The organism is Zhouia spongiae (genome assembly GCF_022760175.1).
In the GTDB taxonomy this organism is placed as follows: domain Bacteria; phylum Bacteroidota; class Bacteroidia; order Flavobacteriales; family Flavobacteriaceae; genus Zhouia; species Zhouia spongiae.
The window spans coordinates 2404908-2417701 of the sequence record NZ_CP094326.1 but is presented as its reverse complement, the minus strand read 5'-3'; the positions used below and the strand labels follow the sequence as shown (position 1 = coordinate 2417701).

The window sequence follows — 12794 nt, the reverse complement described above, 5'->3', positions numbered from 1 at the left end:
ATAAAAAGATGTAGTAGATTCGCTGCCTGTAATACAGCAGTTTAAAAAGCAGAAACCTTGAAAAGATTCATATACTTACTTGTCTTCACATTTTCAGTATCCTCTTTCAGCCAGAAAACTATTTATCAGAGTGCTACTTTTAACGATTTAAGTGAAAATCACAAGGTTTTGGCGATACTGCCCTTCGATACGCTTCTAGATATTGCTGATTTTGACGATTTATCTGCTGAAGAAACAGCCGGTCTGCGGGAAAAAGAAGCATATGCAGTACAAAATGCCCTGGAAACTTACTTTCTGAAACGTAAAAAGAAGAAAAAATTAAGTGTCGAATTTCAAAATATAAAAAACACCAATGCCATATTAGAAAAAAACGGTATCACCTACAAAAATATTGATATCTATACGACAAAGGAACTTGCCGAGATACTGGGGGTTGACGGGATCATCAATGGAAATCTCAGAATCAATGCTTTAATCTCTGAAGGCGTTTCAACCACGTACGACTTCATGTCTTTTATCACCGGCAAATCGGATTATGGGAAAATAGCAATCAAGATCAGTGACGGAACTACGGGGAAACTCATATGGAAATATGAAAACACCATTACCCGGAAATCCGGGAAAAATACGATTGCCATTATCGAAAGCATGATGAAAAAAGCAGCCCGAAAGTTCCCGTACGATAAAAACTAAAAGGTATTTCAAAGTACTTTTTATGCCTTTGAACTGATATATCCTTTCAGCATCAATTTTTAAATTATTTTTATTAGTGCATAGCTTGCATTAGTAGTGTTTCCCCTTGCTCCGATTCCTATCCAAGCATTTTTTTTTACAGAAAGTCTTTACAGGCAATTGATTACCATATAAAAACGGATCATAACCTATAGTTGTACCGCTGTTTCGGAAATATTAATCCCGGTCATCTCTAAAATAAATACCCCCGTACGTCTTTAATAAGATATTTGTTATGAACACCTCGCCAAATCCAGACATTCTCATATCAGGAGTGCTATATCCACATCCGGAATCGCTTGACCATGACACCCTGAATGTTGAGGAAATAAAAAAGCGAGGAAAACTCCTCGCTCTATCTCATTTAGTATTTTTAAAAATTTAACTCAGGGCATATTCTTTAAGAACATCCACTACATAATCTAATTCCTCTTTCGTGTTGTACATAGAGAAAGAAAAACGCAGTGACGGCTTTTGTAAATCTTCTTCACAAAGAACTTCGGTAAGTACATGCGACCCGGCACTGCTCCCACTTTGACAAGCACTTCCCTTAGAACAGGCAATCCCCTTGATATCTAACTGAAATAGCAATAGTTGTGCCTTTTCAACTGAAAAAGGCAAACAAACATTCACTAATGTGTATGTACTTTTGTTTTCAAGTGCTGAAGCACCATTGAACTTAACATCAGGAAACAATTGTTTTAATCTTTCTATAAAATAATATTTCAGTTCCGATACATACCGACGCTCTTTATCAAGATGTTCGTATGCCAGTATAAACGCTTCCTCAAGCCCTACAATATTATGCAAAGACTCAGTTCCTGCACGTGATCCGCGCTCTTGTCCTCCTCCAAAAATCAGAGGTCTCAATCCGGAATCTTGTCTTATATATGCAAACCCGACACCTTTAGGCCCATGAAACTTATGGGCGGCAGCTGTTAGAAAATCAACCGGGGTTTTTTGTACGTCCCACTCCCAATGACCTACAGACTGTACTGTATCCGAATGAAACAAAGCCTCGTGTTCTTTACATAACTGGGCAAATGCATCGATATCGATCATATTACCGATCTCATTGTTCACATGCATCAGACTAACCAGTTTCTTGGAGTCATCGGCTTTTAACAAAGCTTCCAGGTGTTCTAACCTTGGTGTCCCTTCTTCATCCAGTTCGACAAACTGCAAATTCAAGCTATACTCCTCTGCCAGCTCTTCTGCTGTATGCAATACAGCATGATGTTCAATTTTAGAAGTAATCAATGTCTTTACCCCCAAATCCCGAACTGCACATCGAAGAATCATATTATCGGCTTCTGTTCCCCCTGAGGTGAAAATAATTTCCGATGGTTTAGCGTTCAATTGTTTTGCAATAGTCTTTCTGGCTTTCTCGATACGGGTTTTAGCCGATCTTCCAAAACTATGCGTCGAAGATGGATTCCCGTAACAATTTACGAGACAATCTTGTATTTTAGCAATCACCTCATTCCTAACCTGAGTTGTTGCTGCACTATCTAAATATACCTTTTCCATGGTCGCCAAAATTAATTATTACAAAATTATTAGCAACCAATTACGTTATAAATATTCCTTAAAATGTTACTTTTGCTGAAGATGAAAATATTGAACATTTTTACTATGACCTATAGTTCTTCGAAAACAAAGTTGATCTTTTTACTCATTTCAGGCCTGTATTTAGCAGCCTGTAGCGATGGTGATTTTATTACTGAAGACATGAATTTTGAAGATGCTACTGTCCAACTTTGTAATAATTATGTATTTTACCAACTGGCAAACAGCAGTAAAGAAGCTTTGATTGTTGAGATCAGTTCCAATGAAGATATCTTAAGCAATACTGAAAAAGTACAGGAATTCGACATCAACAACAGCACGAACAGGGTTGTATATCGCGTCTTTAATTCCAGTGTTACCGGATCGAGCTATTTTTGTAATGACATTCCTCCTACAGAACCTACAGTAGTTGACGAATGGACAGCCCCTTCAGGAACCATCCAAATAAAAAACACTCTTGAAGAAGACGATGAAGACGGTATAAGTGCTGAAGATGAAGGGTTTGATGCCTCGAACCCTGAACTGTCAACCGACACAGATGGCGATGGGATTCCCGATTATAAAGATATCGATGATGATGGCGATAATGTACCTACCAAAATTGAAGCGGTAATGGATGGGGACAACTATAGAGATACTGATGGCGATGGAATTCCTGACTATTTAGACCCCGATGATGATGGCGATGGTGTTCTAACCAAAAATGAAGACCTTAACGACGACGGTAATCCCGGTAATGATGTTGTAATTATTGAAGGTGTGGAAGTAGCGAGATACCTGACAACTACCTCAACAGAAGAAATTCAACCTACAAAGCGCATAACACATAACTGGAGACGCAGGTATACCAACCAGATAAACCTAGTAAATGGTTTCAAGCTGGAAAATCAGAATCAGGAAATTAAATTTGATGTGGACAATTACCTCTATGGAACCTTCGGAGGAACGTGGGAACTTATAGAAGAGTCGGACGCTACAGAAGAAAATCCCACTGATACAACTGGCAATTAAGCATTCTGACGGATATAAACTTCAGTGGCTCCTAATCCGTATTTTTGGTAATCGGCGTCATAAAAAGTAATATTATCATAACGCCCGAATACATATTCTAATTCGGTACGTAACACCCCTTCACCTACTCCGTGGATAAAGACAACCCGCTGTATCCTTTTACCGATTGCATAGTTTAATTGGCGTTTAGCAGTTTCAACCTGCAAAGTGAGCATATCGTGGTTCGTCAACCCCTTGGTTGAAGATATTAACTGATGAATATGCAGGTCGACTTCCATAGGGGGTTGCTGTTTTTCTCTTTTAACAGTTTTTGGTTTTCTTTTTTTGGGTAACTCTTTTTCACTGATCGCCCTGTAAGCCTCTATATTTGAAACTGTATAAGTATCCGGTGCTATTTTTATCAGTTCATCTGTATCGACGTTCATTTCGAAACCTTCCTCTGTTTCTATTGTTACTTTATTCCCCTGTACAAAAAGTACAGTTCCCTTTATAGCATCATCAATAACCTCTACCTTATCGCCGACATCAAACTTCATGAAATAAAAATTAAGTTCCTCAAAAAATTAACGAAACAAATTTAATCATATCATCATATTTAATAAACTGCTTTGTCTTATTTTCTTATTAAAATAGTACCTTTAGCCTGATTAAACACCTTTATCATTGCAGATGAAAGCTTTTTTGTTGGTCTCAGAACAACTAATGCTACCTTGTTTAAACAAGAAACTTTTTGGCATTGAATGTCCCGGATGCGGGATTCAAAGGTCTGTGGCTCTTATTTGGGACGGAGATCTGGTTGGTGCATTCAAGATGTACCCGGCTATTTATACGCTTATTATAATGTTTTTGCTGATCGGAATAGATATCGTTACAAAAAAGAAAGACTTTTCTAAATTAATTATTCCTTTGGCAATTATAAATGCTGTAATTATAATTACAAACTATATCTTAAAATTTATCTAATAACCTTTTAAACTTATCTTTATGGAACAAACAAAATTACCTAATGCAACCATCGTTCTAGTTTTGGGTATCTTATCATTTATTGGCTGTTGCTGTACCAATGGTTTTGCAGGCCTGGTTCTTGGGGGAATCAGCTTGTTCCTAGCTAATAAAGATGAAAAATTATATCGTAAAAACCCTGAAAACTACTCTAATCACGGACAATTGAAAACCGGAAAGATCTTGTCGATCATCGGAATTGTTTTAAGTCTTATCCTTATTGCCGTATATATTTATGCGAAATCGACGGGAATATATGAAGAGTGGATGGAAAGATATATGGAGCAATTAGAGCAATTACAATAATAAACTTTTACCATAACAACAGGTTGTCTCCTATGTTTGTTGCGTGCAAATGTAGGAGACAACCTGTTTCTTATCTTTTGTAACATTTGCATATCCTGATATAATTTAAGCATGGATTTATTTTCTGCATTCAGAAATCCTGAAGAAAATATCTTACCCTATGATGGAACCGTGAACTATTATGGTGTCTGTATTCATTTAGAAAAAGCCAATGAATATTACTCCAGGCTGATGAACAATGTCCGTTGGGAAAAGGATATCGCCATCATATTTGGCAAACGTATAGAAACTAAAAGAAAAGTAGCATGGTACGGCGATAAAGCATACGAATATACATATTCCAAAAACACTAAACTGGCTTTACCATGGAATGATGTCTTACTGGAATTGAAAAATCTTACTGAACTAATAACCGGGGTACGTTACAATTCCTGCCTGGCAAATCTCTATCACGACGGCAATGAAGGGATGGCATGGCATAGCGATAACGAAAGAGACTTAAAAGAAAATGCCGCAATTGCTTCCTTAAGTTTTGGTGCAGAAAGAAGATTTTCATTCAAGCATAAAAATTCCGGGGAAAAGGTTTCTCTTCTTCTCGAACATGGCAGCATACTGGTTATGAAAGATGTCACCCAAAAAAACTGGCTCCACAGGTTACCCCCTACCAAAAAGGAACTACGTCCAAGAATAAACCTCACATTCAGAACAATTGACACACAATAAATCATTCCGGTTATATATTATAGATATCGGCAGGTATATTTTACTCACCGGGAACATTTACTAATAAAGATATGAAGAGCAGCTCAATGAAAGCCGGCTATACCATTATTGTTGGTTTTTGCTTTATATAATAATATCCGCTTACTTAAAAGATATTAAAATTTGCTTATTTTAGTTACTCTCATTTTAGATCGTACCAAATATGAAAATGCAGGAAATTGAAAATGTAGAATTGAAGTATTTAAGCCTTTCTGATTATCAGGAGCTTAAAGAAGCTATGATCGAAGCATATAAAACCATGCCCGATTCGTACTGGAAAGAGCATCACATCCAATCGCTGATAAACAAATTTCCGGAAGGTCAGGTAGTTATAAAGATTAACGGACAACTGGCCGGGTGCGCCTTATCGATCATTATTGATTCCAATCAGCTGGAAGACAATCATACGTATAAAGAGATTACGCACAATTACACATTCGACACACATACGGCAGATGGTGATATCCTCTATGGGATCGATGTCTTTATCAAGTCCGAATTCAGAGGGATGCGTTTAGGGAGAAGGCTTTACGATTATCGAAAAGAACTTTGTGAAAAACTGAACTTAAAAGGGATCGTTTTCGGAGGAAGAATCCCTAACTATCACAAATATCAAAAAGAATTGACCCCCAAGGAGTATATCGAAAAGGTTAAGAGGAAAGAGATCAACGATCCGGTACTGAACTTTCAAATATCTAATGACTTCCATCCTACCAAGGTTTTAAAAGATTACCTGGAAGGCGATGAAGCCTCCAGTGAATTTGCCGTCCTATTGGAATGGGATAATATTTATTATGAAAAGCCGTCTAAAAAAGCCACAACCAATAAAAAAGTTGTCAGGTTAGGATTAATACAATGGCAAATGCGCCCATATAAAAACCTCGACGAACTGATGCAGCAGGCAGAATATTTTATTGATGCCGTTTCAGGATACAGGTCTGATTTTGCTATGTTTCCCGAATTCTTTAACGCACCGTTAATGGCAGAGAATAATCATTTGTCGGAACCTGACGCTATCCGCGAACTGGCTAAACACACCCAGATCATCATCCAGAAATTTTCGGAACTCTCCATAACATATAATATCAATATCATTTCGGGGAGCATGCCTGAAATAAACAATGAAAGATTATACAATGTAGGGTATTTGTGTAAACGGGACGGAACTATTGAAAGGTATGAAAAATTACATGTCACCCCCGATGAAGCAAAAGTGTGGGGGATGCAGGGCGGTTCTGAATTAAGAACATTTGATACGGACTGTGGCAAAATCGGAATTTTGATTTGTTATGATTCAGAATTCCCCGAATTAAGCAGAATTCTGGCCGACGATGGTATGGATATTCTTTTTATACCTTTTTTGACAGATACTCAAAACGGTTTTTCAAGGGTAAGACACTGCGCTCAGGCCCGGGCCATTGAAAATGAATGCTACGTAGCCATAACCGGAAGTGTGGGCAACCTCCCCAATGTACATAATATGGACATCCAGTTTGCACAATCAATGGTTTTTACACCTTGTGATTTTGCTTTTCCAACCAATGGTATCAAGGCTGAAGCTACTCCGAATACAGAAATGATTTTAATAGCCGATGTAGATATTGACCTGTTAAGAGAGCTCAATCAATTCGGTAGTGTCCGCAATTTAAAAGACCGCAGAACCGATCTGTTCGAATTGAGAAAAATAATGAAATAAATCCCTAACAAAATGCTGATCCTTGCCAACGGGCTGTTCCGAAACCGGATTCTTGTCATTTTACAGAAACGCTCCAGTTGCGTAAATCACTGATATTGAGATAAGTGCAACCCATAAAGGGGTGTTCTGGCCGGAAACACACAGGTTGATCAGAAAACCCTAAAAACAAATTTCGATGCTTCCCTAAATTATCGGGGCAAAGCATTTTATATCTCATGCAGTGAGGGTACTAAAAACATGTCCGGATTATTCGTTGTCTACCCTCTGTATCTGAAATTTTATGACACCTCCATCAATTTCGGCTTTTTCTAAAATTCCATTTTTGTAGTAATATGTATTTTCTTTACCATCAGGGCTCGTCTTCCTGTATGTATTCGAGGCTATTTGCTTTATGGTATGGAATTCACCATGTTCTTCGGCATATACATTTGAAATATTTTTAGGTTCTTCAAATATTAGCTTTACAGTACTGTACTTTATATCCTGGTTTAACTCCTCTGGTTTTTCATTATCCCTTACAAAAGTATAGCCTTCTCCCTTTCGCTCGGTAAAGGCATTGGTTCGCTGTTTACCGTTAAACTTTATACGGGCAGAGGCTTCAACCAGTCCCAATCGGTCAAAAGTTACATTATACCCGTAATTGACCTCTATTTTTGTAATAACCCTGGTATCTATATTCGTTTGATTCCTATATACCGTTTTTTTATATACAACTTCCTTGACTGCTTCCAGTACCCCTATAGATTTTCCTCTATGAACCACTTCAAAAGAAGCCTTTTCTTCATAAAAAGCATTAGAAGAAACAAAAATCAGCAAGAGTATCAGAAATCTCATAAGTTTTTATTTATAGTTTAAAAGTTACTGCTTTTTCTGCTCTAACAGAAATTTTTAAAAGAAAAGATTTACCTGTCTCAAAATCAGGCTGATTTTTAACTGATAAGCAGTATTTTGACTTATCGGTTTTTATTCTCCGCAACACCAACTTTTAAAGCTCATTCTTCTGTTTAATTAGGAATAATATTCTTAATATTGCGTCAGTATTTACAAACACAAACCTATCTTTATGGAAAATAAACCTGAAAAACCAAAAAATTATTTAGTTCTTGCTATTATCAGTACCGTATTATGCTGTCTTCCAGCAGGTATTGTAAGTATTGTTTATGCTTCAAAAGTAGATTCAGCGTATGCAATGGGAGAATACGAACGTGCAGAAAAAGCTTCAAAAAATGCTAAAACCTGGGCTATTGTAGCTATTGCGGCAGCCGTTCTTTTCTTAATAATATACATTGCTATATTCGGATTTGCATTCTTTGCTGCACTATCAAATGGCAACTACTAGGTTTAAAATATTTATATATTGCATTATAGGGATCATCTGCTTAAGTGGATTATCCCTATATTTTTTTATAGATCCGGGCACTTCACAAATCGATATTTTCCCTGAATGTCCGTTTCATGCCCTAACAGGATTACACTGTCCGGGTTGCGGTACCCAAAGAGCCATACACGATTATTTAAACGGCAATATCATAGATGGGATTAAACACAATCTGCTGGTTCCGGTTGTGGTGTTCCTAATCCTCTACAAATGTTACGTTTATTTGTTTAAGAAACTTTATAACAGGGAACCCGAAAACAATATTCTTGAATATTCTAAATTATCTCTGATCGTTCTTGTTCTTGTTTTATCCTTCTGGATACTCCGTAACATCCCTACAGTCCCGTTTTGTTATTTAGCCCCATAAAAAAACCGCCTTTCAGCGGTTATTTCTTATTTTTCAAAAGACTTCAATGTTGTTGTAATAATATTTACGCAATCCAGAAGTTCTTCTTTAGTCATTACCAAGGGGGGAGCGAACCTAATGATATTACCATGGGTAGGTTTTGCCAGCAATCCATTCTCTTTTAGAGCCACACAGATATCCCAGGCTGTAGAACTCTCAGGTGTATCATTAATAATAATCGCATTTAAAAGCCCCTTTCCTCTAACAAGTTTTACAATATTGCTGTCTGCTATATACTTGTTCAATTCTTCTCTGAAAAGCTTCCCTAAACTTTCTGCTTTTTCAGCTAACTTTTCATCTTTAACGACCTCAAGTGCCTCCATGGCTACGGCTGCTGCCACAGGATTACCCCCAAAGGTACTTCCATGCTGACCAGGCTTAATAACGTCCATTATCTCGTCATTGGCCAAGACTGCACTTACAGGATACACGCCACCACTTAAAGCTTTTCCGAGTATGAGCATGTCCGGTTTCACATTCTCATGGTCTACTGCCAATAATTTTCCTGTACGGGCTATCCCTGTCTGGATCTCGTCGGCTATGAATAACACTTCATTTTCTGAACATAACTCCTTGGCCCTGGTCAAGTATCCTTCTGAAGGAACATTAACACCGGCTTCGCCCTGAATAGGTTCTACCAGGAATCCGGCTATATTATCTTCATTTTCCAATGCGGCTTTTAACGCTTCAATATCATTATATGGTATTTTAACAAATCCAGGAGTGTATGGTCCAAAGTTTTTGCGGGCATCCTCATCGTTAGAAAAAGATATAATTGTGGTCGTTCTTCCGTGAAAATTATTTTCACATACGACAATTTTCGCTTCATGTTCGGGAATTCCTTTCTTTTCGTAAGCCCATTTTCTACAAATCTTAATTGCGGTCTCTACACCTTCTGCCCCTGTATTCATCGGTAACAACTTATCAAATCCGAAGTATTCAGAAGCATATTTTTCAAATTTTCCCAACACGTCATTATGAAAAGCTCTTGAAGTAAGGGTTAATTTTTGAGCCTGTTTCACCATCGCTCCGACAATCCTCGGGTTACAATGCCCTTGGTTTACCGCAGAATATGCAGATAAAAAGTCGTAATATTTTTTTCCTTCGACATCCCACATAAAAACACCTTCTCCCCGGCTTAATACAACCGGTAATGGGTGATAATTATGAGCTCCGTACTGATTTTCTAAAGCAATTGCATCTTGAGAGGTTAATTTTTCCATTACTGCCATTACTTGATTCATTTTTTAATGTGATACTTTAGCAATTCCTTCTTCCGGAGAGAAATCATCCTTTGTAGTGGGTGCAAATTAGTAAATCTAATCCGAAACACCATATCCTTTAATTCAATTTTAAGTTACCTTTAGCGTGTTAAACAATAACTATCCTAACTTTTCTAAAATTTTGTTTATGGTTCCCTTAACTTCTTTCTTTAATGATTCAGGCTCTAAAATCTCAGCATGATCGGCAAACATCAGATACCATCTTGAAAAACCTTCTTTTACCCAGGGGGTAAGGAATGTCATTTGCACGAAATTTCCATGATCCTTTTCTTCGGTAAACCCGTAAAAACATCTATGCTCCCGGATATAAGGTACTGCCTTTTTTTCTACATTGATAACCACTTTCTGAATATTCTTATGCTTCGTCTGCTGCGAGTAAAGCTCTTGATATTCCTTTAGGGTAATCTGTTTTGAAGTACGTGGCTGGCTGGTTATTTCTATCTCCTTTATCCTGTCTATCCTAAAGTTTCTGTAATCCTTTCTTAACTGGCAATAGGCTATCGTGTACCAATGGGTATGTTCATAATATACACCTACCGGCTCTATAAACCGTTCAATAAATTTATTTTTGCCAAATCCTGCATAAGAAACTTTCAGTGATCTGGCTTCCGTAATTGCCTTAAACAATAATTCTAATGCATTATTAACTAATAATTTTTGCTCGTTTTGCCGCTTGACCAAAATGTGGTTTTCCAAATTTTGAACGAGATCCTTTTCACTACCTCTCAATACTGCTTTTACCTTAAACATCGAAGATTGAAAATGGTTCTTTATGGTCTCGTCAGAAAATTTCTCCATCAATTTTTCTGCAGCTACAAAAGCCGTGGCTTCTTCTTTAGTAAACATCACCGGAGGCAAACGATAACCGTCTACAAGCGAATAGCCGATACCTGCCTCGCCGTAAAGCGGTACCCCGGCTTCTTCCAGAGTTCGTATATCCCTGTATATAGTTCGTAAACTTACCTCAAATCTATCTGAGAGGTCTTGAGCCTTAACCACTTTTTTTGATTGAAGCTGGATAAGAATAGCCGTAATTCTGTCAAATCTGTTCATAAACTACCAAAGATATAAATTAATACAGCTTTCTATGGACGAAAAGCTATATGAAGTAATTCAAAATTTCATAGAAACTTTGCTATTTTTGCGGCATGGGTAAAAAGAAAAACAAAAACGTTGTTTTTGAGCACATAGAGGTTATTGATGCCGGGGCTAAAGGTAAAGCCGTTGCTCGCACTGAAGAAGGTCGCGTTATTTGTCGCGTTATTTATTTTAAAAATGCTGTGCCTGGTGATGTAGTTGATGTAAATATTTTTAAGAAACGTCGTGGTTTTTTGGAAGGAGAAGCTATTAAATTCCATTCTTTTTCTGATAGAAGGGTCGAACCTGTATGTGAACACTTTGGTGTATGCGGAGGATGTAAATGGCAACACATGGGGTATGAATCCCAATTATATTTCAAACAAAAAGAAGTTGAAAACAATCTAAGGCGTTTGGGGCATATTGAATTGCCTGAAGTTACTCCGATACTGGGTTCTGAAAAACAATATTTTTACAGAAATAAAATGGAATTTGCTTTTAGCAATGCACGTTGGTTAACCAGAAAGGAAATTGAAAGTGGTGAAGACATTGATAGCCGCAACGCATTAGGGTTCCATATACCCGGGGCATGGGACAAAATTTTAGATATAAAAAAATGTCATCTGCAAGCAGCCCCTTCTAATGCTATCAGACTCGCGGTAAAACATTTTGCCAACAAAAACGGATTCACTTTTTTTAACCCTAGAGAACATTCCGGCTTATTAAGATCGTTAATGCTACGCATTGTCTCTACAGGTGAAATTATGATTGTAATTCAGTTTTATGAAGACGATAAAGAGCAAAGAGAAATGCTTTTGGACTTCCTGATAAACGAATTTCCTGCAATTACTTCTCTTCAATACGTTGTTAATCAAAAAGCAAACGACACCATTTACGATCAGGAAGTGGTTTGCTACCACGGACGAGATCATATTTTTGAAGAAATGGAAGGTTTGAAATTTAAAATCAATGCCAAATCATTTTATCAAACCAATTCTGATCAGGCTTATGAACTTTATAAAGTAGCAAGAGATTTCGCCGACCTTTCAGGGAATGAGCTTGTTTATGACCTGTATACAGGAACCGGAACCATTGCTCAATTTGTTGCCAGAGAAGCTAAAAAAGTAATTGGTGTTGAGGCAGTACCAGAAGCTATCGAAGATGCCAAAGCAAATGCACAATTAAACGGCATAGAAAACGTTGACTTTTTTGTGGGAGATATGAAAACCGTTTTTAACAGCGATTTCATTGATTCGCACGGTACCCCGGATGTAATCATAACTGATCCCCCAAGGGATGGTATGCACAAAGATGTTGTACAGCAAATATTAAATATAGCTCCTGAAAAGGTGGTCTATGTAAGTTGTAACAGTGCTACGCAGGCCAGAGATCTGGCTCTTATGGATGAAATGTATAAGGTTACCAGGGTTCAGGCTGTAGATATGTTTCCACAAACACATCATGTCGAAAATGTTGTATTGCTTGAAAAAAGGCAGAACCTGAAAGGATAATCTAATTAGGGACGCCTGTATTTTGTATGAAGAGATCATATTAAAAAAGTTGTACTTTTGG

Annotated in this window: 14 protein-coding genes; 9 read left to right on the top strand and 5 right to left on the bottom strand. The window is 37.4% G+C overall.

Annotated elements, in window-relative coordinates:
• Positions 1 to 57: 57 nt before the first annotated feature.
• Positions 58 to 693 (top strand): hypothetical protein, encoded by a 636-nt coding sequence (locus MQE36_RS10545; RefSeq protein ID WP_242935935.1) that lies wholly within the window; start codon positions 58 to 60, stop codon positions 691 to 693.
• A 420-nt stretch (positions 694 to 1113) separates the two neighbouring features.
• Here the strand turns inward: MQE36_RS10545 and MQE36_RS10540 are convergent, their stop codons facing one another.
• Positions 1114 to 2262: a cysteine desulfurase family protein gene (locus MQE36_RS10540; protein WP_242935934.1), complete on the bottom strand. Its 1149-nt coding sequence runs from the start codon at positions 2260 to 2262 to the stop codon at positions 1114 to 1116.
• A 105-nt stretch (positions 2263 to 2367) separates the two neighbouring features.
• Here MQE36_RS10540 and MQE36_RS10535 point away from each other — a divergent pair, with 105 nt between their 5' ends.
• Positions 2368 to 3312: a hypothetical protein gene (locus MQE36_RS10535; protein WP_242935933.1), complete on the top strand. Its 945-nt coding sequence runs from the start codon at positions 2368 to 2370 to the stop codon at positions 3310 to 3312.
• Here the strand turns inward: MQE36_RS10535 and MQE36_RS10530 are convergent.
• Positions 3309 to 3848 carry a Smr/MutS family protein gene (locus tag MQE36_RS10530; RefSeq protein WP_242935932.1) on the bottom strand — a complete coding sequence of 180 codons (540 nt, stop codon included), beginning with the start codon at positions 3846 to 3848 and terminating at the stop codon, positions 3309 to 3311. The two genes, MQE36_RS10535 and MQE36_RS10530, sit on opposite strands and share 4 nt — an antisense overlap.
• Before the next feature lie 133 nt (positions 3849 to 3981).
• Between MQE36_RS10530 and MQE36_RS10525 the strand changes: the two genes are divergently transcribed.
• The 4 genes from MQE36_RS10525 (at position 3982) to MQE36_RS10510 (ending at position 7078) form a co-directional block, all read left to right on the top strand.
• Complete coding sequence (locus tag MQE36_RS10525; protein WP_242935931.1) at positions 3982 to 4275, top strand: DUF2752 domain-containing protein; 294 nt, start codon at positions 3982 to 3984, stop codon at positions 4273 to 4275.
• Between the two features lie 21 nt (positions 4276 to 4296).
• Entirely contained in the window at positions 4297 to 4620 is a 324-nt protein-coding gene (locus MQE36_RS10520) for a CCC motif membrane protein (RefSeq protein ID WP_242935930.1), read from the top strand.
• Between the two features lie 111 nt (positions 4621 to 4731).
• The gene (locus MQE36_RS10515) at positions 4732 to 5343 is read left to right on the top strand and encodes an alpha-ketoglutarate-dependent dioxygenase AlkB family protein (protein WP_242935929.1); all 612 of its coding nucleotides are present in this window, start codon (positions 4732 to 4734) and stop codon (positions 5341 to 5343) included.
• Positions 5344 to 5545: 202 nt separating this feature from the next.
• A complete protein-coding gene (locus MQE36_RS10510) occupies positions 5546 to 7078 on the top strand; it encodes a carbon-nitrogen hydrolase family protein (protein WP_242935928.1) in 1533 nt (510 codons plus the stop codon).
• Between the two features lie 246 nt (positions 7079 to 7324).
• Here MQE36_RS10510 and MQE36_RS10505 read toward each other — a convergent pair whose 3' ends face one another.
• Positions 7325 to 7912, bottom strand: coding sequence for a DUF6134 family protein (locus tag MQE36_RS10505; protein ID WP_242935927.1), 588 nt, complete (start codon positions 7910 to 7912; stop codon positions 7325 to 7327).
• A 229-nt stretch (positions 7913 to 8141) separates the two neighbouring features.
• Between MQE36_RS10505 and MQE36_RS10500 the strand changes: the two genes are divergently transcribed.
• Together MQE36_RS10500 and MQE36_RS17080 are read left to right on the top strand one after the other, a co-directional pair.
• On the top strand, positions 8142 to 8417 hold the full coding sequence (locus MQE36_RS10500) for a CD225/dispanin family protein (protein WP_242935926.1): 276 nt from the start codon (positions 8142 to 8144) through the stop codon (positions 8415 to 8417).
• Positions 8404 to 8823: a DUF2752 domain-containing protein gene (locus MQE36_RS17080; RefSeq protein WP_423242460.1), complete on the top strand. Its 420-nt coding sequence runs from the start codon at positions 8404 to 8406 to the stop codon at positions 8821 to 8823. Before MQE36_RS10500 ends, MQE36_RS17080 begins: the two co-directional genes overlap by 14 nt.
• Positions 8824 to 8849: 26 nt before the next feature.
• Here the strand turns inward: MQE36_RS17080 and rocD are convergent, their stop codons facing one another.
• Both rocD and MQE36_RS10490 read right to left on the bottom strand, forming a co-directional pair.
• Positions 8850 to 10094 (bottom strand): ornithine--oxo-acid transaminase, encoded by a 1245-nt coding sequence (rocD, locus tag MQE36_RS10495; protein ID WP_242938840.1) that lies wholly within the window; start codon positions 10092 to 10094, stop codon positions 8850 to 8852.
• Between the two features lie 150 nt (positions 10095 to 10244).
• Positions 10245 to 11198, bottom strand: coding sequence for a helix-turn-helix transcriptional regulator (locus tag MQE36_RS10490; RefSeq protein ID WP_242935925.1), 954 nt, complete (start codon positions 11196 to 11198; stop codon positions 10245 to 10247).
• A 95-nt stretch (positions 11199 to 11293) separates the two neighbouring features.
• Here MQE36_RS10490 and rlmD point away from each other — a divergent pair, with 95 nt between their 5' ends.
• Positions 11294 to 12733: a 23S rRNA (uracil(1939)-C(5))-methyltransferase RlmD gene (gene rlmD, locus MQE36_RS10485; RefSeq protein ID WP_242935924.1), complete on the top strand. Its 1440-nt coding sequence runs from the start codon at positions 11294 to 11296 to the stop codon at positions 12731 to 12733.
• Positions 12734 to 12794 lie beyond the last annotated feature (61 nt).